This is a genomic window from Bacillus sp. AC266 (assembly GCF_979253805.1).
In genome coordinates this window covers 213,322-232,534 of record NZ_CEEDEC010000004.1, presented here as the reverse complement: position 1 = coordinate 232,534, position 19,213 = coordinate 213,322, and the positions used below count along the sequence as shown (strand labels likewise).

General features: G+C 37.6%; 20 protein-coding genes and 2 pseudogenes. 19 read left to right on the top strand and 3 right to left on the bottom strand.

Features of this window, described 5'->3' with window-relative positions:
• Positions 1 to 226: 226 nt before the first annotated feature.
• The 3 genes from AC0IXC_RS18270 to AC0IXC_RS18260 are packed head-to-tail and all read right to left on the bottom strand — an operon-like array spanning position 227 to position 2,090.
• The gene (locus AC0IXC_RS18270) at positions 227 to 772 is read right to left on the bottom strand and encodes a flavodoxin family protein (protein WP_002034704.1); all 546 of its coding nucleotides are present in this window, start codon (positions 770 to 772) and stop codon (positions 227 to 229) included.
• 4 nt (positions 773 to 776) lie between these two features.
• Complete coding sequence (locus tag AC0IXC_RS18265; protein WP_002016114.1) at positions 777 to 1,145, bottom strand: MerR family transcriptional regulator; 369 nt, start codon at positions 1,143 to 1,145, stop codon at positions 777 to 779.
• A gap of 51 nt (positions 1,146 to 1,196) precedes the next feature.
• A complete protein-coding gene (locus AC0IXC_RS18260) occupies positions 1,197 to 2,090 on the bottom strand; it encodes a LysR family transcriptional regulator (protein WP_002034705.1) in 894 nt (297 codons plus the stop codon).
• A 152-nt stretch (positions 2,091 to 2,242) separates the two neighbouring features.
• Here AC0IXC_RS18260 and AC0IXC_RS18255 point away from each other — a divergent pair, with 152 nt between their 5' ends.
• From AC0IXC_RS18255 to AC0IXC_RS18165, 19 genes and pseudogenes are all read left to right on the top strand, one after another.
• Positions 2,243 to 3,265 carry a YeiH family protein gene (locus AC0IXC_RS18255; RefSeq protein ID WP_471653116.1) on the top strand — a complete coding sequence of 341 codons (1,023 nt, stop codon included), beginning with the start codon at positions 2,243 to 2,245 and terminating at the stop codon, positions 3,263 to 3,265.
• Between the two features lie 79 nt (positions 3,266 to 3,344).
• A complete protein-coding gene (locus tag AC0IXC_RS18250) occupies positions 3,345 to 3,542 on the top strand; it encodes a helix-turn-helix transcriptional regulator (protein WP_000538358.1) in 198 nt (65 codons plus the stop codon).
• An 11-nt stretch (positions 3,543 to 3,553) separates the two neighbouring features.
• Positions 3,554 to 3,942 (top strand): annotated as a pseudogene (locus AC0IXC_RS18245) (hypothetical protein).
• 17 nt (positions 3,943 to 3,959) lie between these two features.
• A complete protein-coding gene (locus AC0IXC_RS18240) occupies positions 3,960 to 4,181 on the top strand; it encodes a hypothetical protein (RefSeq protein WP_002089582.1) in 222 nt (73 codons plus the stop codon).
• Between the two features lie 68 nt (positions 4,182 to 4,249).
• Positions 4,250 to 4,568, top strand: a pseudogene (locus tag AC0IXC_RS18235) (ATPase).
• A gap of 16 nt (positions 4,569 to 4,584) precedes the next feature.
• Positions 4,585 to 4,812: a hypothetical protein gene (locus AC0IXC_RS18230; RefSeq protein ID WP_002034710.1), complete on the top strand. Its 228-nt coding sequence runs from the start codon at positions 4,585 to 4,587 to the stop codon at positions 4,810 to 4,812.
• A 100-nt stretch (positions 4,813 to 4,912) separates the two neighbouring features.
• On the top strand, positions 4,913 to 5,674 hold the full coding sequence (locus AC0IXC_RS18225) for a MerR family transcriptional regulator (protein WP_471653115.1): 762 nt from the start codon (positions 4,913 to 4,915) through the stop codon (positions 5,672 to 5,674).
• The gene (locus AC0IXC_RS18220) at positions 5,671 to 6,291 is read left to right on the top strand and encodes a hypothetical protein (RefSeq protein WP_471653114.1); all 621 of its coding nucleotides are present in this window, start codon (positions 5,671 to 5,673) and stop codon (positions 6,289 to 6,291) included. The genes AC0IXC_RS18225 and AC0IXC_RS18220 overlap by 4 nt, the downstream gene beginning before the upstream one ends.
• A 47-nt stretch (positions 6,292 to 6,338) precedes the next feature.
• On the top strand, positions 6,339 to 6,770 hold the full coding sequence (locus tag AC0IXC_RS18215; protein WP_471653186.1) for a DUF4362 domain-containing protein: 432 nt from the start codon (positions 6,339 to 6,341) through the stop codon (positions 6,768 to 6,770).
• A gap of 153 nt (positions 6,771 to 6,923) precedes the next feature.
• Positions 6,924 to 8,900 (top strand): excinuclease ABC subunit B, encoded by a 1,977-nt coding sequence (gene uvrB, locus AC0IXC_RS18210; RefSeq protein ID WP_002016097.1) that lies wholly within the window; start codon positions 6,924 to 6,926, stop codon positions 8,898 to 8,900.
• A gap of 5 nt (positions 8,901 to 8,905) precedes the next feature.
• Positions 8,906 to 11,776, top strand: coding sequence for an excinuclease ABC subunit UvrA (uvrA, locus tag AC0IXC_RS18205; protein ID WP_002016096.1), 2,871 nt, complete (start codon positions 8,906 to 8,908; stop codon positions 11,774 to 11,776).
• A gap of 186 nt (positions 11,777 to 11,962) precedes the next feature.
• On the top strand, positions 11,963 to 12,343 hold the full coding sequence (locus tag AC0IXC_RS18200) for a phage holin family protein (RefSeq protein WP_002089574.1): 381 nt from the start codon (positions 11,963 to 11,965) through the stop codon (positions 12,341 to 12,343).
• Positions 12,344 to 12,499: 156 nt separating this feature from the next.
• Positions 12,500 to 13,429, top strand: a complete 930-nt coding sequence (hprK, locus tag AC0IXC_RS18195) for an HPr(Ser) kinase/phosphatase (RefSeq protein WP_002016091.1) — start codon at positions 12,500 to 12,502, stop codon at positions 13,427 to 13,429.
• 24 nt (positions 13,430 to 13,453) lie between these two features.
• The gene (lgt, locus tag AC0IXC_RS18190; RefSeq protein WP_002034719.1) at positions 13,454 to 14,266 is read left to right on the top strand and encodes a prolipoprotein diacylglyceryl transferase; all 813 of its coding nucleotides are present in this window, start codon (positions 13,454 to 13,456) and stop codon (positions 14,264 to 14,266) included.
• A 66-nt stretch (positions 14,267 to 14,332) separates the two neighbouring features.
• Positions 14,333 to 14,980, top strand: a complete 648-nt coding sequence (gene ppaX, locus AC0IXC_RS18185; RefSeq protein ID WP_002089567.1) for a pyrophosphatase PpaX — start codon at positions 14,333 to 14,335, stop codon at positions 14,978 to 14,980.
• Positions 14,981 to 15,033: 53 nt separating this feature from the next.
• Entirely contained in the window at positions 15,034 to 15,540 is a 507-nt protein-coding gene (locus AC0IXC_RS18180; protein ID WP_471653113.1) for an acyltransferase, read from the top strand.
• A 145-nt stretch (positions 15,541 to 15,685) separates the two neighbouring features.
• Entirely contained in the window at positions 15,686 to 17,197 is a 1,512-nt protein-coding gene (locus AC0IXC_RS18175) for a tetratricopeptide repeat protein (RefSeq protein ID WP_471653112.1), read from the top strand.
• 84 nt (positions 17,198 to 17,281) lie between these two features.
• Positions 17,282 to 18,238 carry a thioredoxin-disulfide reductase gene (gene trxB, locus AC0IXC_RS18170; protein ID WP_002089563.1) on the top strand — a complete coding sequence of 319 codons (957 nt, stop codon included), beginning with the start codon at positions 17,282 to 17,284 and terminating at the stop codon, positions 18,236 to 18,238.
• Between the two features lie 160 nt (positions 18,239 to 18,398).
• Positions 18,399 to 19,205 carry a DUF368 domain-containing protein gene (locus tag AC0IXC_RS18165; protein WP_002034722.1) on the top strand — a complete coding sequence of 269 codons (807 nt, stop codon included), beginning with the start codon at positions 18,399 to 18,401 and terminating at the stop codon, positions 19,203 to 19,205.
• The last annotated feature ends 8 nt before the right edge of the window (positions 19,206 to 19,213 follow it).

The window sequence follows — 19,213 nt, the reverse complement described above, 5'->3', positions numbered from 1 at the left end:
CGCCCTTTAATGTAAAAATCGTACATAAATAAACGATTTTTTACATAATCGTATCGAAAGAAAGTATCGACAAATGGACAGACTAATCCTCTGCTAGTTTTCATCATTTTTGTTCACTATTTGTGATGGATGAAATAAATAAGAGAATTAGAACTTCATTGGTCAAAGTACCTTCCTTTCATAATATTATTTTTATTGTATGCGCATACAAATGGATTTGTCAAACTTATTTCTGTGTGCTATTTTTGAATTTATTATTATACAATTGTGCTTTTGCCAGCGCCTCAGCATCGTTCTTGATTTCATCTAGTCCATTCGCATCCCCAATAATATACCCTTCAAATGATGAACCAACAAAATCAAAGATATATTGAAACTGGGCGATAAGTGGCAATGCTTTCAGTTTTGGACTGTCTCCGCCAACGATGACAACGTACATTTTTTTGCCTTTCATTTTTTCTTTGAAATGAAGAGATTTATTACGCAAGCTTTGTGACCAGCGATCAACGAAGTTCTTCATGTGGCCGCTCATTCCGTACCAGTATAGCGGTGTAGCGAAGATAATCGTGTCGTGCTCTAGCATGCGCTCGATTAACTGCTCGTAGTCATCATTTACAGGTTGAAATCCTTCTACATCATGGCGCTGATCTATGATTGGGTGGACGATATGATCACGCAAGTAAATTTGTTCTGTTTCAATCCCATCAATCACCATATGTGTTAAAGCTTCCGTATTTCCGTTTTGTCTTGAACTGCCATGTATAACAAACATGTAATCATCCCTTTTCTTTTGCTTGTTTTAGGAGTGAAACGTGTTTTTGTAAATTCGTTTGAATGTTGGAAAGTAATGTGATTTGCTTCGTTACCTCATCAAGTTTGTCTTCGTAAAGTGCAAGGATACTACTACACGGATTTTCGTAAAGATGGGGCTCGATTTCAAGGCAACGTAGCATTCGTTCTGTTTCTTCTAAATTTAAGCCGATTTGCAAGTACATTTGAATCAGCTCTACTTTTTCGATTGCACTTTCATCAAAATCACGGTAGCCATTTGCTAGGCGTTTCGAAGGGAGTAATCCCTTTTCTTCATAATGTCTTAGTGCCCTTTCGCTAACCCCAGTTTCTTTTGATAACTCTCCAATTCGCAATGCGTTTCACTCCTTTTACATGTATTGTAAACCTTCACACTAATGTGAAGGTCAACTCTGTTTTTTCGCAAAAGAATCTACGTGTTTTAAAAAGACTTGAATAGCTTTAGACGGGATAAAATATTTGCCGCGCACGATGGAGAATGGACGGATTAGCTCTTCGTTCGGAACAGGGATGTGGAATAGTTCTTTTGCTAATAGTTCTTTTCGAACAGTCCAATCTGAAAGGATGGCGATGCCAAGACCGGCTGCAACGGCTTCCTTCACGCTTTGAATACTGCTAAATGTAAAGAAGCGTTTCATTTTTAAATGATGTTGGTGTATAAATCGATCGCTATAGGCACGTGTGCCAGAGCCGCTCTCCCTTAATACCCAGACTTGGTCTTGCAATGCATTTTCGTTAATCCCCTTGATATGGAGCAATGGGTGGTTTGGCGGGACGACGAGTTTCATTTCATCTTGCATAAAAGTTTCAACATCTACGTCAGCGTACACGACTTGGCCTTCCACTAAGCCGATATCAATTTGATTAGAGCGGAGGCTTTGCAAAACTTCTTCCGTATTGGAGATAAATGTATGAACTTCGACGTGTGCATTTTCATTGGCAAAGCGCGCAAGTATTTTTGGAAGTAAGTATTCGCCAATTGTAAAGCTAGCGCCGATGCGAAGTGTTCCTGTTACGACGTTATGCAGCGCATTAATTTCCTGTTTTGCATCTTCATAAAGTGAGAGCATCTGCTTTGCGTGTATGTATAATATGTTTCCAGCTTCCGTAACTTGGACGTGCTTTGGGGAGCGCTGAATAAGTGTAGTCCCAAATTCATTTTCCAAGTTGCGAATGTGCATACTAACGCCAGGTTGTGAAAGGTTTAATAGTTCCGCAGCACGCGAAAAATGTTTTTGTTCAACGACAGTAACAAAGATCTTTAAAATGTCGACGTTCATTTGTTAGGCCCCTTTATTTTTGCTTTTATTTTATCATAAGTATTTCTGATGATAGGGATTCAATATTGATATTAAACTTATTATTAAAACTCTCTTATAATGTAACTAGAAAGAACATGCATGTTCCAATACGATTATTGGGGTGGTACAAAGTGGAACAAACACTTGTTATACAAAAGAAGAAGGGCTTTGGATTTTCGCAAGGTATTGGGATTACGTTATTAATCGCAATCGCCGCGAAATATTTAGCAGAGCTTCCATTTTTAAATATTATGGGACAATTAGTAATCGCTATTCTAATCGGGATGGTTTGGCGCGCGGCAATCGGGATTCCTCAAGAAGCGATAGTGGGAACGAACTTTGCGAGTAAGAAGTTGCTACGCTTTGGGATCATCTTACTCGGAATGCGGTTAAATCTTGTAGATATTGCGAAGGCGGGGCCGAAAGTATTGGTCATCGCAGCGGTTGTTATTACATTTACCATTTTCGTTGTATATGGATTAACGAAAGTATTTAAAGTAGAAAAGAAACTTGGGATTTTAACAGCATGCGGGACGGCAATTTGCGGTGCGGCAGCGGTCGTGGCAATTGCACCGCAAGTGAAAGCGAAAGATGAAGAAACAGCAGTCGGGGCAGCAATTATTGCAATTTTAGGTACAATATTTACACTTATTTATACGCTATTATACCCAGTACTTGGCTTCTCACCCTACGGTTACGGGGTGTTCTCAGGGGCGACGCTGCACGAAATCGCTCACGTTATCGCTGCTGCAGCGCCAGGAGGTAGCACGGCTGTAGACATCGCGGTTATTGTGAAGTTAACGCGCGTAGCGATGCTTGTGCCAGTAGCGATTTTAATTGGATTATGGTTTGGTAAGAGCGAGGAAAGCAAGGAAAAAAGATCGTGGCGCGACCTTCCGATTCCTTGGTTCATCTTCGGATTTTTAGCAATGAGTGCGGTGCATTCGATTGGGATTATCCCAGAAGTTGTTGCCGGATATATTGTAGTAATTGCGTACATGCTTATTGCGATGGCAATGGCAGGACTCGGTTTAAATGTAGAGTTTAAAACGTTCCGCAAATTAGGAAGTAGGGCATTCGTGGCAGGATTGATTGGCTCGGTTTGCTTATCTGTTCTTGGGTACGTTCTTGTATATGCATTAGGATTTATGTAGCAAAAAAAGAGGCATCTTATAGATGTCTCTTTTTTTACCTTTTTTTGTAAAGATATCTTTACTTTCGAAGGTGGAGCCTATGGGTGTGAAAAATAAAATTAAGGAATTACGAAAACAACATCATATAACGCAAGTGGAAATGGCAAAGGCGATGCAGGTGACGCGGCAGACGATTGTGGCGATTGAAAACCATCATTATAATCCGAGTCTAGAGCTATCCCTAAAAATCGCCAAATATTTTGGGATGAAGGTAGAGGAAATATTTACGCTGGAGTAAGGGGAGAGAAAATGAACGACACTAAAAAGTTGTATATCGCTACTGTCTTAGGATTATGTGGAGGGGGACGTTTTAGTTCGTATTATGGACCCATCCATACCGATGTTATCGCTTATAGTTAGTAATATTTTAGCAATTGTATTTCTGATATTGTATACGAATTACAAAAAGCGGAAGTACAAAAAAAGAACTTCCAGATATAGATGAGCGGGTAAATGAAAATATAAAAAAGTATGTAAATGTTTCATTTATATTCGCATTTCTTTTGCTTATTGTTTATATTGTTGCAAGCAAAGCGATAGGGCGAATTACTATACCGATTCCAGAAATATTCATTGTATGTAGTTTCTTATTTGCTGGTAGTCTCATCATAGGAGTAATGGCGGGAAAACGAGCATAACGATAGGAGGAATGAAAATGCAAGATGAGTTTGAGAGATTTCAGTCGGATAAAGCGTTTAAATATTTAGGGTTGTTTTTAACAATGAGTTTAGCGGTATGGAGTTTGTATAATTTAATTGTTTATGGAAATGCGGGCATGCCGTTTGTTTTATTTGTATTAGGACAGTTTGTTTATTTCTTTGTGAACTATTGGCCGAAATGGAAATATAGAAATCAAAAAGAGGCTGATCATGTATGAGTAAGTAAGATATTATACGGTTCATAGGAAGTTTGCTTTCAGCGGGTCTTGTTTTAAATGTGAGTTTAATGATTTTAAGTATTACGTGGGGAACGATCTTCATATCGAATGTAGCACTAGTCATTTTATATGGCATTTCGGAATATAGAGAACAGAAGCGTTTGAAAGAAGAGAGTACCGTCAATTGATGAGCGAGTTGTGAACAATATGAAGTCATATTTTACGATTTGTATTACAAGCTGCGTTTTTTTGTTCATTATGTATCTTTGTGTAAATAAGTATTTAGATAGGCAAGTAGTACATGTAAATGAGTTATTATATAGTGCTATTTTTGGTTTATTAATAAGTATGGCATCGACGAGTGTGTTAGCAACAAGGAATAGATAGAAAAAGGGGAACTGGGATGGGATTACCGGTATTATGTGTCGCTACGGCTATTTTTGCTTTGTTTTGGGGAATACAAAACTTCTCTCGTAATCCAGTGCCAAGTGTATGTATTATGATTGGTGCTGTAGGTTTATCATACTATTTATTAATTTTAGCGCATTATCATAAAACAGCAACAAGTGTTGTTGTAGGGGCAATTATTTTATTTTGTGGGCGTGCTATACAAAAGGGGTTATTTCCATAAAAGCTGTTTATACAAAAGGTATAAATAGCTTTTTGTATTTTTTTTACAAACTACTTGAAAGTTACGTTACGTCACCTTTTATAATGAAGGAGAAGAGGTGATGGAGTTGATTTCAATTCAAGAACTAACGAGGGAAACAGGGGTTACAGTAAGGACGTTACGTTATTATGATCAAATTGATTTATTAAAGCCGAGTGGGAAAACTGATGGAGGACATCGGTTATATAGCGAGAGAGATGTTGTTCGTTTGCAGCAAATTTTATTTTTAAAAGAAATGGGTTTTTCATTAAAAGAGGCTGCGAATATGTTAGTAAAAGGTGAGCTTAACTTAAAGGATTCTCTTGAAAAACAACTTCGGTTTGTACAGGAAGAACAAAAGAAATTCAATCGGATGGAGCGTGTTTTACAAGCTGTTGTTTATTCGGTAGATGTGGAAGGAGAACTTGATTGGAAAGTTATGTTTGAACTTATTCAGCTTTCGAAACAGTCGTCTCGTATACGTGAAATATTTCAAAATGAAGTATTTTCAAAGGGAGAACAAAAGTTGCTTCATAATTTGCCGAACATGAGTGAAGAAGACCCGAATGTTTTAGAATGGGTAAATTTATTAAAGCAACTACGTAACTTTATGAAAGACGGTAAGGAAGCATCATGTGATGAGGTACAAGGCGCAACAAAGGAATTAATGCAGAAGTGTTTAGAGATGGCAAATGGTGATGAAGCATTTTTAGATAAATTGTGGGAAGTAAGAAAGTCAAAAGAAGATTCACAGAAAATGAGTATGTATCCAATTGAAGAAGAGCTTCTATTATATATGGATGAGGCTTTTCGTATATATGACGAAAGGGAGAGGGATAAATGAGTATACTTGCAGAATATCGTTGGTATTTTTTAATTGGGGCAGAGATTGTATTTTGGTTATCGGCTATCGGATTCTTTTTACTAAGGTATGGATTTCGCTTGAAAAAGGCAAGTTTTATTATGGGGATTGTGCTACTTGTAAATGAAGTGTTTATTTTAACTTTAGGAGTAGTGGACTACTATCAAACAGGGAAGTTCTCTAATTTTCAAATCATTACGGTAATCATTTTATTATATGCAGTTTTTTATGGGAAAAAGGATTTGAAGAAATTAGATATATATGTACAAAAATTAGTTGCGAAGTGGCGGAATGAACCGGCACCTATTATCGAAGAACCAATTGAAGTAGCAGGGATGGCGCATGCGAAGCAGGAAATAAAAAATTGGATTTTACATCTTATTTTGTTTATTGCTGTTCATATATTCTTTTTCTTCATGTATGGGCTTATTCCAGTAGAACAGTGGGGAAATTGGTTAGAGTCAGGAATCGTTTTAAATAAAGCAGCAAGCCGTGTAAGCCAAGTATGGGCTATTATTCTTTTAGTGGATACTGTAATTTCATTTTCATATGTTATTTTTCCGAAGAAGGAGAAAGGAAACAAGAAGCTACTTTCATAGAGGAAAGTAGCTTTTTTCTAGTATACCAATAGTTTGTATAGGAGAGGATAACGATAGGAAAAAGAACAGGTTTTATATGCTTATTTCTCTTTAGTTTAGTAGCATGTTCACAACCTAACAGTGCAATTGATAAGAAGAATGATGTCGTTGCAGAGGGGGCGGAAATTTCTAATCTAGATAAATTCGAGAAGTTCATTTGGAATGTGGAACAAGGGAAAGTTGATAAAATAAGAATTGTACAGTATACACATGAAGGTGATCCGATTTTTCAAACGTTAGAGCATAGTGAGAAAGATATACTTTATGTGTTAGATAATAGACGAGATCAATTTGCTGGTGACCATAAAGGGTTACATAAAGATAGTTGTAAAAGGATTGTTAAAGAGCAACGTGAATCAGAAACGGCATATAGGTTAATAGATTGTACGAATGAAAATGGGCGCAATGGATATGACTTATTATATGTACTTAAAAAATAGAGTTAGTAGAGGAAGGAAGTATTTATTCCTTCCTTTTTCTATATATAACTTGTCGAAAACTTTACCGAATATCTGTTCGTTTTTTTTTAGGTTTTTTATGGGCATTCGTGGTAAAATAATAATACAGATTTTTATGAGGAGGTCGGTTTTTAGTTGGAACATCCATTTGAAATTATCTCAGAGTATTCCCCGCAAGGTGATCAGCCGGGAGCGATAGAGAAGCTTGTAGAGGGAATTAATAGTGGAAAGAAAAAGCAAGTGTTGCTTGGAGCGACAGGAACGGGTAAGACATTTACGATTTCAAATGTCATTAAAGAAGTGCAGAAGCCAACACTTGTAATGGCTCATAATAAAACGTTAGCAGGACAGTTATATAGTGAGCTGAAAGATTTCTTTCCTAACAATTCTGTGGAGTATTTTGTTAGTTATTACGATTATTATCAGCCAGAAGCGTACGTACCACATACGGATACGTTTATTGAAAAAGATGCGCAAATTAACGATGAAATTGATAAATTACGCCACTCGGCAACGTCTTCTTTATTTGAAAGAGATGATGTTATTATCGTTGCGAGTGTTTCGTGCATATACGGTTTAGGTTCTCCGGAAGAATACCGCGAGTTAGTTGTTTCGCTTCGAGTTGGTATGGAAAAGGACCGCAATCAATTGCTTCGTGAACTTGTTGATGTACAGTATGGACGTAATGATATTGATTTTAAGCGTGGTACATTCCGTGTGCGCGGAGATGTAGTTGAAATCTTCCCCGCATCACTTGATGAGCATTGTATTCGAATTGAATTTTTTGGGGATGAAATAGATCGTATTCGAGAAGTAAATGCATTAACGGGTGAAGTATTAGCAGAACGTGATCATGTAGCAATCTTCCCGGCATCTCACTTCGTTACACGTGAAGAAAAGCTGAAGGTCGCTATTGAAAATATCGAAAAAGAATTAGAAGAGCGTTTAAAAGAATTAAATGATAACGGTAAGTTGTTAGAGGCGCAGCGCATAGAACAGCGAACGCGTTATGATTTAGAAATGATGCGCGAGATGGGCTTTTGTTCAGGGATTGAAAACTATTCCCGTCATTTAACACTTCGTCCAGCAGGTTCAACGCCGTATACGCTTTTAGATTATTTTCCAGAGGATTTCTTAATCGTTATGGATGAGTCGCACGTATCGGTTCCGCAAGTAAGAGCGATGTATAACGGGGACCAAGCACGTAAGCAAGTGCTTGTTGATCATGGATTCCGTCTGCCATCAGCTTTAGATAATAGACCGCTCACGTTTGATGAGTTTGAAGAGAAAACGAATCAAGTTATTTACGTTTCGGCAACGCCAGGACCGTACGAGTTAGAGCAGTCACCGAAAGCAATAGAACAAATTATTCGTCCAACAGGGCTTTTAGATCCACCAATTGATATACGACCAATTGAAGGACAAATAGATGATTTATTAGGAGAAATCCATGACCGGATTGCGAAAAATGAACGTGTATTAATTACGACTTTAACGAAGAAAATGTCAGAGGATTTAACGGACTATTTAAAAGATGTAGGAATTAAAGTGAATTATCTTCACTCTGAAATTAAAACATTAGAGCGTATTGAAATTATCCGTGATCTTCGCCTTGGTAAGTTTGATGTACTTGTCGGTATTAACTTATTACGAGAAGGATTAGATATTCCAGAAGTATCACTTGTAGCTATTTTAGATGCTGATAAGGAAGGGTTCCTACGTTCAGAGCGTTCATTAATTCAAACAATTGGTCGTGCGGCGCGTAATGCAAACGGCCGCGTTATTATGTACGCAGATCGCATAACGAGATCAATGGGAATTGCAATTGAAGAAACACAGCGTCGTCGTAGTATACAAGAAGCTTACAATGAAAAGCATGGTATTACGCCGAAAACGATTCAAAAAGGAGTACGTGACGTTATTCGTGCGACAACAGCAGCTGAGGATACGGAAATATATGAAGCAACACCAGCTAAGAAGATGACGAAAAAAGAACGTGAAAATACAATTGCGAAAATGGAAGCAGAGATGAAAGAAGCAGCAAAGGCATTAGATTTCGAGCGTGCAGCTGAATTAAGAGATTTACTATTAGAATTAAAAGCGGAAGGGTGAAAAGAGTGAGTAAAGATTTTATTGTTGTAAAAGGTGCTAGAGCGCATAATTTAAAAAATATTGACGTAACCATTCCGAGAAATCAGCTTGTTGTTGTGACGGGATTGTCTGGTTCGGGGAAATCATCGTTAGCATTCGATACGATTTATGCAGAAGGGCAGCGTAGATACGTGGAATCTTTATCTGCGTATGCGCGCCAGTTTTTAGGGCAAATGGATAAGCCGGATGTTGATATGATTGAAGGTTTATCTCCAGCGATTTCAATTGATCAAAAAACGACGAGTCGTAATCCTCGTTCAACGGTTGGAACGGTAACGGAGATTTATGATTATTTACGTTTATTATTTGCACGAATTGGTACGCCGATTTGTCCGAATCATGGAATTGAAATTACATCACAAACAGTGGAACAGATGGTAGACCGTGTTCTTGAATATCCTGAACGTACGAAGTTGCAAGTGTTAGCGCCTATCGTGTCAGGGCGTAAAGGTGCGCATGCGAAAGTATTAGAAGATATTAAGAAGCAAGGTTATGTTCGTGTGCGCGTTGATGGAGAGATGCTGGATGTATCGGAAGAGATTACTTTAGAAAAAAATAAGAAGCATTCAATTGAAGTTGTTATTGACCGTATTGTTGTGAAAGAAGGAATTGCAAGCCGACTTGCAGATTCACTAGAAAGTGCTTTAAAGCTTGGCGGGGGCCGAGTTTTAATCGATGTAATGGGAGAGGAAGAACTTCTATTTAGTGAACATCATGCTTGTCCACATTGTGGTTTTTCAATCGGAGAATTAGAGCCGCGTATGTTCTCGTTTAATAGTCCGTTCGGCGCGTGTCCTTCTTGTGATGGACTTGGATCGAAGTTAGAGGTAGATTTAGAACTTGTTATTCCGAACTGGGATGTATCATTAAATGAACATGCGATTGCTCCTTGGGAACCGACAAGTTCACAATATTACCCGCAATTATTAAAATCTGTGTGTAATCATTACGGCATCGATATGGATATGCCGGTGAAAGATATACCGAAGGATTTATTTGATAAAGTGCTGTACGGAAGCGGGGAAGAGAAGCTTTATTTCCGCTATGTGAATGAATTTGGTCAAGTAAAGGAAAATGAGATTTTATTTGAAGGTGTTATTCCGAATATTGAGCGTCGTTATCGTGAGACGAGTTCTGATTATATTCGTGAGCAGATGGAGAAATATATGGCAGAGCAAGCTTGTCCGAAGTGTAAAGGTGGACGCTTAAAGCCTGAGAGTTTAGCTGTTTTCGTTGGTGATAAAACGATTGCCGATGTAACGAAATATTCTGTTCAAGAAGTACAGGAGTTCTTCTCAACTGTTGAGTTAACGGAGAAACAACAAAAAATTGCTCATTTAATTTTAAGAGAAATTCAGGAACGTGTTGGGTTCTTAGTGAACGTCGGTTTAGATTATTTAACGTTAAGTCGTGCCGCAGGAACTTTATCAGGTGGTGAGGCGCAGCGTATTCGTTTAGCGACACAAATTGGTTCTCGCCTTACTGGCGTACTTTACATTCTTGATGAGCCTTCTATTGGTTTGCATCAGCGTGATAATGATCGTCTTATTCGTACATTGCAGGAAATGCGTGATTTAGGAAATACGTTAATTGTTGTTGAGCATGATGAAGATACGATGATGGCTGCTGATTATTTACTTGATATCGGACCTGGTGCAGGTATTCATGGTGGTCAAGTTGTATCAGCAGGTACACCAGCTGAAGTTATGCAAGACGAGAATTCATTAACTGGGAAATATTTAAGCGGTAAAGAGTTTATTCCGGTACCACTTGAAAGACGTAAAGGTGACGGACGTAAAGTGGAGATTGTCGGTGCGAAAGAAAATAACTTAAAGAATGCGAAAATGTCATTCCCTCTAGGAACATTTGTAGCAGTAACAGGCGTATCTGGCTCTGGAAAAAGTACGATAATTAATGAAGTACTATACAAATCATTAGCTCAAAAGCTATATAAAGCGAAAGCAAAGCCAGGGGCTCATAAAGAAATTAAAGGTCTTGAGCAGTTAGATAAAGTGATTGATATTGATCAATCACCAATCGGGCGTACACCACGTTCAAATCCGGCGACATACACTGGCGTATTTGATGATATTCGTGATGTATTTGCGCACACGAATGAAGCGAAAGTACGTGGGTATCAAAAAGGACGTTTCAGCTTTAACGTAAAAGGCGGCCGTTGTGAAGCGTGCCGTGGTGATGGAATTATTAAAATCGAAATGCATTTCTTACCAGACGTGTATGTTCCGTGTGAAGTTTGTCACGGTAAACGTTACAATCGTGAAACGTTAGAAGTGAAATATAAAGATAAGAATATTTCTGAAGTGTTAGGGATGACAATTGAAGATGGGGTAGAGTTCTTTGCTAATATCCCGAAAATTAAGCGTAAACTTCAAACGCTTGTAGATGTAGGGCTTGGTTATATGAAATTAGGACAACCAGCTACGACGTTATCAGGTGGTGAGGCGCAGCGTGTGAAATTAGCTTCTGAATTACATCGTCGTTCTACAGGGCGTACGTTATACATTTTAGATGAGCCAACGACTGGCTTACATGCACATGATATTGCACGCCTTCTAGAAGTGTTGCAACGTCTTGTTGAGAGTGGTGAGACGGTACTTGTAATTGAGCATAATTTAGATGTTATTAAAACAGCTGATTATATTATTGACCTTGGACCAGAAGGCGGAGACAAAGGCGGACAAATCGTTGCTTCCGGAACGCCAGAGCAAGTAGTGAAAGAAGAGCGCTCTTATACAGGTAAGTATTTAAAAGAGATTTTAGATCGTGATAAAGCAAGAATGAAAGAGAAAATAAAAGAAGTAGAGTTATCACAATAAGTTGTTAATAAAAACCGAGTGGGAATTGCACTCGGTTTTTATTTCACTAAGGAAAACTGGTAAGGTTGTTAGTAGGTATACAAGCATGAAGGTTAGAATAAGTTGATATAAGTGTATGTATGTTACTTGCGTTTATTATCTATTAGCGTATGATGAAATATATATGTTAAAAGGATGTGTAAGGAAATGAGATGGATTGTATCACTTCTTGTAAATAGCGTTGTGTTAATCGCTGTATCCGGACTTTTAAAAGGGGTTGCACCAGACGCATTTTACATAGCAAATATACAAACTGCAATTATTGCGAGTATTATATTGGCGATTTTAAACGTATTTGTAAAGCCGCTTTTAATTTTAATTACGCTACCGATTACTCTTGTAACTTTCGGTTTCTTCTTAATTGTTATTAATGCGATTACGTTAAAGATGACGGATTCGTTATTAGGGGACGCCTTTAATATATCTGGATTTGGTGTAGCGATTGTTGCGGCAATTTGTATTTCTATTTTTAATATGATAATTGAAAAAGTAATTGTTGAACCATTACATGAAAAAAAGAGAAAATGACAAAAAGAAAAACATTTCATGATTCATATGAAATGTTTTTTTCTATTTATTAGAAACCGAGTTTCTTGTTTCCAGAAAAAAATGGTACAATATCCGATAGAATGGAATTTTACATCAAATGAGACTGAACCCGCAGCGGAGTGGAGGTTTATACATATGCCGAAAGTAAGGACAAAAGATTTAATTGAACAATTTCAATTGGAGTTAGTAAGTGGTGAAGAAGGGATTCATCGTCCGATTGATACGAGTGATTTATCGCGACCTGGAATTGAAATGGCAGGATTTTTTACATATTATCCAGCTGATCGCGTGCAGCTTCTTGGAAAAACGGAGCTTACGTTCTTTGATACGTTAACGACAGAGCAAAAGCAAGAGAGAATGAAAGCGCTTTGTACTGAGGAGACGCCTTGTATTATTGTAACTCGTAATCAAGATGTACCGGATGAGTTATTACAAGCATCACGTGAATCAGGCGTGCCTTTATTACGTTCTGCTCAAACGACGACGAGATTATCAAGTCGTTTAACAAACTATTTAGAAGGTAAGTTAGCGCCAACAACAGCTGTTCATGGTGTGTTAGTAGATATTTATGGTGTTGGTGTTTTAATTACAGGTCAAAGTGGTGTCGGGAAAAGTGAGACAGCGCTTGAACTTGTAAAGCGTGGTCACCGCCTTGTTGCGGATGATAGCGTAGAAATTCGTCAAGAAGATGAAGATACATTAGTAGGGAGCTCACCTGATTTAATTGAGCACTTATTAGAAATTCGTGGTCTAGGTATCATTAACGTAATGACGTTATTCGGTGCAGGGGCAGTACGAAATTATAAACGTATTACACTTGTTATTAATCTTGAAATTTGGGATCAAAAGAAAAATTATGATCGCTTAGGTCTTGATGAAGAGAAGATGAAGATTATTGATACAGAACTTACGAAGATTACACTTCCAGTTCGTCCTGGTCGAAACTTGGCTGTTATTATTGAAGTAGCAGCGATGAACTTCAGATTAAAACGTATGGGAGTCAATGCGGCGCAACAGTTCTCTGAACGATTAATGAGTGCGATTGAGTTAGGAAATCAAGAGTAGACTCTGGAGAGGGAGGTCATATATATGCTGTTAGGTTCTGTACCACAGCTTGACCGTATAGCAGTCCAACTTGGGCCGTTCCCTGTTTATTGGTATGGGGTTATTATCGGTACAGGTGTGCTATTAGGTCTTTGGCTAGCAACTCGCGAGGGAGAAAGGCTTGGTATTCACAAAGATACATTTATCGACCTTGTATTAATCGCAGTACCAATTGCCATTCTTTTTGCGAGAATGTATTATGTCATTTTTGAATGGGAATATTATTCGCAAAATCCGAGTCAAATTATTAATATTCGTCAAGGTGGTTTGGCGATTCATGGTGGTTTAATCGGGGCTGTTATTACAGGAATCCTTTTTGCGAAACGACGCGGGCTTTCATTCTGGAAGTTAGCGGATATTGCTGCGCCGAGTATTTTACTAGGACAAGCAATTGGCCGATGGGGAAACTTTATGAACCAAGAGGCGCATGGTGATGAAGTAACGAGACAGTTTTTAGAAGGTCTTCATTTACCGGATTTCATTATTAATCAAATGTACATTGATGGTGTGTATTATCACCCAACGTTTTTATATGAATCATTATGGAACTTTGCAGGTGTTATTTTACTACTCGCGTTACGAAAAGTGAATTTACGCCGTGGTGAATTATTCTTCACATATTTAATTTGGTATTCAGTGGGACGCTTCTTCGTAGAAGGTTTGCGTACAGATAGTTTAATGTTAGGACCACTTCGTATTGCGCAAGTAATGTCTATTGGAATTGTTGTTATTTCTATCATTTTCATTATTGTGAGACGAAAAATGGGGCAAGCTGATAAAAGATATTTAGAAAATTAGAGAAAAGTAGCATCTTATATAAGATGCTGCTTCTTTCATATTCAGGTAATGAAAGGATTAAGGACGATGAAAATAAATACAGTGTTATTTGATTTAGATGGAACGTTAATTAATACAAATGAACTTATTATCTCTTCTTTTTTACATACGTTAAATCACTATTATTCTAATCAGTATAAGCGTGAAGATGTATTGCCATTTATCGGTCCATCTTTGCATGATACTTTTAGTAAGATTGATGCAAGTAAGGTTGAAGAGATGATTACATGTTATCGTCAATTTAATCATGAGCATCATGATGAATTAGTGGAAGAGTATGAAACTGTATATGAAACGGTTCAAGAATTGAAGAAGCAAGGTTATAAGATCGGCATCGTTACAACGAAAGCGAGACAGACGGTTGAAATGGGATTAAAGCTTTCGAAACTTGATCAGTTTTTTGATGTTGTCGTGACGATTGATGATGTGGAACATGTGAAACCACATCCAGAACCACTTCAAAAAGCATTGAAATTATTAGATGCAAAGCCAGAAGAAACATTGATGGTTGGTGATAATCATCATGATATCGTCGGTGGACAAAATGCAGGTACGAAAACAGTAGCGGTTTCATGGACATTGAAAGGTAGGGCGTATTTAGAAGCGTATAAACCAGATTATGTGCTAGATAAAATGAGTGATTTACTACCGATTTTGTCCCGCATTAACGGGTAGTAAGATTCCTGCCGGTTAAAGTGTCACTTTATATAAGTAGAGGAGAGAGTTCAGTGCGACGGACAACGCGCTATCCTGTTTCAGGAGAAAATTCATTGTGGAATGTGTATAAAACAGTTTCTTTTTGGAAGGTAATGAAAAACTTTATTATCATCCAAATCGCACGTTACACGCCATTTTTATCCGTAAAAAATTGGTTATATCGCACGTTTTTACGGATGGAAGTAGGAAAGAAAACGTCGTTTGCACTTATGGTAATGCCAGATATTATGTTTCCAGAAAAGATTACTGTGGGAGACAATTCAATTATCGGCTATAATACAACGCTTTTAGCGCATGAATATTTAATTCGTGAGTATCGACTCGGAGAAATCGTCATAGGGAATGAAGTTATGATTGGAGCGAATACGACAATTTTACCAGGTGTGACAATTGGAGATGGAGCTATCGTTTCTGCAGGCACACTTGTCCATAAAGATGTACCAGGCGGCGCCTTCGTAGGCGGAAATCCGATGCGTATTATTTATACGAAAGAGGAAATGGCCGCTAGAGAAGGTTGATGTTAAAAATGTAACATTTCCCTTCTCTTTTTATGAATAAAAAGGAAATAATTGATTATAATATACTGTTTTGTTTTTTACGGAATCGTTTATACTTATAGATAGAAGAATGTGTGAACGAAGAAAACAAAAAACTGGAGGATATATGGGGAAAAATCAAAGAATATATAAGGAGAACGGACAAGTTATCTCTTTTAATCAGTTAGCGGACTTCTTTTATAAAAAAGGGATGAGGGCTTATAAAGGGCAAAAATTGCAAGATGCAATTAAATATTTTCGAAGAGCAGCACAAAGCGAGAAGGAGCCGTTTATTTTATGCCAACTAGCAATAGCATTATCTGAATCTGGTGAATATCAAGAGTCGAATCAGATATTTCTAAAGCTTGTTAGATCCAATCCTGAACTTGAGCAATGCTATTATTTTATTTCAAATAATTATGCATATATGGGCTTGTTTCAACAGGCGAAGAAATATGCAGAGCAATATTTAGAAGTTGCGGAAGAGAAGGAATTTGTAGAAGATACATTAGAATTGCTTGAGATTATGGAAGAAGATGCAATGGGTGCGGAAGAGATTGAGGATGAAGATGAGCTAATTGTTATGCAAGAAGAAGCGAACCGCTACATTCGTAACGGACAATTAGAAGAGGCGATTGCTACACTAGAAGTTGTTACGAAAGAATATCCAGAATTTTGGTCAGGACATAATAATTTAGCGATTGCACATTTTCAATCAGGTAATGTAGATCAAGCGCTTAAGTTAACAGAAATGATTTTAGAGAAAAATCCTGGTAATATGCATGCGCTTTGTAATACGCTTATTTTTCTATATTCAATTGGAGAGCATAAGCAAGTAGAGTCATTAGCGGGGCAGTTAGTTTCGGTATATCCAATTTCATTTGAGCATCGTTTGAAACTTGGAACAACGCTTGCAACAATTGGTCATTTTGAACCTGCATATAAATGGTTCAAAGTATTAAAGCGTCAAGGATACGAAGGAGACGTCAGTTTTTATTACTGGTTTGCATACTCTGCGTATATGGTGAAGGAACAGCAAGTAGCTGGAAAAATGTGGCAACATGTTGTAGAATTGCATCCTGATAAAAAAGGAAAAGAACCGTGGAATGCACTGAATTTAGCAGATGAAGGACAAAATCTTTTATTTGAAGAGTTACGAAAATCATTTCAGCAAAGTACGACGCTAGAAGAGAAAATGCTAGCTTTATATTTAATGAATGAATTGTCAACACCAGAGAAGGTTGGATTCTTCTTTGATGTAACGCAAGCGAAAAATGGTGTTCCAATCGTATCGCAACTTGCAAAATATTTCTTTTTACTTAATAGTCATAAAAACATCCCAGCTGATTTACAGCAATTTGAACAGTGCGTACGAATCGCGGATGCATTATACAATTATACGAAAAAAGACGATGAATTAATCGAAGAGTGTTTGAATTTTTGGTTTTGCACGTTCATACGTTTATATACATCTGGAGCGACTTTTACAAATGTGTACGGTTGGTCAGCGGCAATTGAATACATTGTGCGCGGCGAACAAAGAAATAAGATGACACAGGCAGAGCTTGGTGATGTATATAATGTATCTGTAGCGACTGTACGAAAGTATGTGCAGGCTGTTAAGCGAACGCACACGTAGGGTAGGCAAATCATTGGGAAAAAAATGATGCTAACAGTATAATGAGGGTAACTTAATGTGTATGAATGAATGGGAGTGAATAGTGTGTCAGAAGAAAAAATTTATGATGTCATTATTATTGGTGCAGGACCAGCTGGTATGACAGCTGCGGTATATACATCTCGTGCGAATTTAAGCACACTGATGCTTGAGCGTGGTATTCCAGGTGGACAAATGGCAAATACAGAAGATGTAGAGAACTATCCAGGTTATGAGTCTATTTTAGGACCAGACTTATCAAATAAAATGTTTGAGCATGCGAAGAAATTTGGTGCTGAATATGCATACGGTGATGTGAAAGCAATCATCGATGGTAAAGAGTACAAAACAATTATTGCTGGTAAAAAAGAATATAAAGCACGTGCAATTATCGTTGCAAGCGGTGCAGAGTATAAAAAAATTGGTGTGCCAGGTGAAACAGAACTTGGCGGCCGCGGTGTATCATATTGTGCAGTATGTGATGGTGCATTCTTTAAAGGGAAAGAACTTGTTGTTATTGGCGGCGGAGATTCTGCTGTTGAAGAGGGTGTGTTCTTAACACGCTTCGCATCAAAAGTAACGATCGTTCACCGTCGTGACACTCTTCGTGCACAGAAAATTTTACAAGATCGTGCTTTCCAAAATGAGAAAGTAGATTTCATTTGGAATCACACTATAAAAGAAATTAACGATGCAAATGGTAAAGTAGGAAGCGTAACACTTGTAGATGTAAACAGCGGAGAAGAACAAGAAGTTAAAACTGACGGCGTTTTCATATACATCGGTATGTTACCATTATCAAAACCGTTTGTTGAGCTAGGTATTACAAATGAAAATGGTTATGTTGAAACGAACGAGCGTATGGAAACGAAAGTTCCTGGTATTTTCGCAGCTGGTGATGTTCGTGAAAAAATGCTTCGTCAAATTGTAACGGCAACAGGCGATGGTAGTATTGCAGCGCAGAGTGCACAGCATTATATAGAAGAGTTAGTAGAGGAACTAAAGACTGTAACAGAAAAATAAGGTTATTTTTCCTTTTGAGAAGAAAGCTACCGATAGGTGGCTTTCTTTTTTTGTCCAAATGTCAAACTATTGTCAAAAACAATTAAGAATATAATGATTCTTATTGTTATACTAGAATTTACGGGAAAAATCATTATAAGAAATGAGGAATTTATTCAGTATGGAATGGCGTAATATATATCGTGGATTTTGTATGGGCGTTAGTGATTTAATTCCTGGTGTGAGCGGCGGAACAATCGCTGTTGTGTTGGGGATTTATGAACAATTGCTTGCAGCAATTAGCGGATTCTTTAGTCGTGAATGGAAAAAACATTTAGCGTTTTTAATCCCACTTGCAGCTGGTGTAGCGGCAGCTTTTCTAACGTTAAGTCACGTTATTAAATATTTATTAGCAAATCATTATGAACCGACTCAATTTTTCTTTCTCGGTTTAATTATTAGTATATTACCGATGTTAATGAGAGAAGCTGATGCAAAGGCAACGTTTAAAGGTAGTCATATTGTCTTATTAATAATTGCAGCAATTCTTGTTGCAATAACAGCATTCTTTAAACCAGATAAGGCAGCTGATCCGATTACGACGTTAACAATTTTAAATGCAATTGGTTTATTTTTCGCAGGATGGATGGCTAGTATGGCTATGCTTCTTCCTGGAATTAGTGGATCGTTTATTTTATTAATTATTGGTGTGTATCCAACAGCAATTAACGCTTTAACTACACTCAATTTACCGTTAATCGTGGTTATCGGTGCCGGCGTGATGGCCGGATTTGTTGTAAGTAGTAAAGGAATTAGTTATTTGTTAGATCGTTATAAAAGTATGACATTTGCGGCAATTATTGGGCTCGTTATCGGGTCGATTGTCATTGTGTTCCCTGGCATTCCGACTGGTGGAATTTCAATTGTAAGTTCAATTATTACTTTTATTTTAGGATTTGCGGTTGTTACTTATTTCGGTAAGAAATAAGTGTTTTA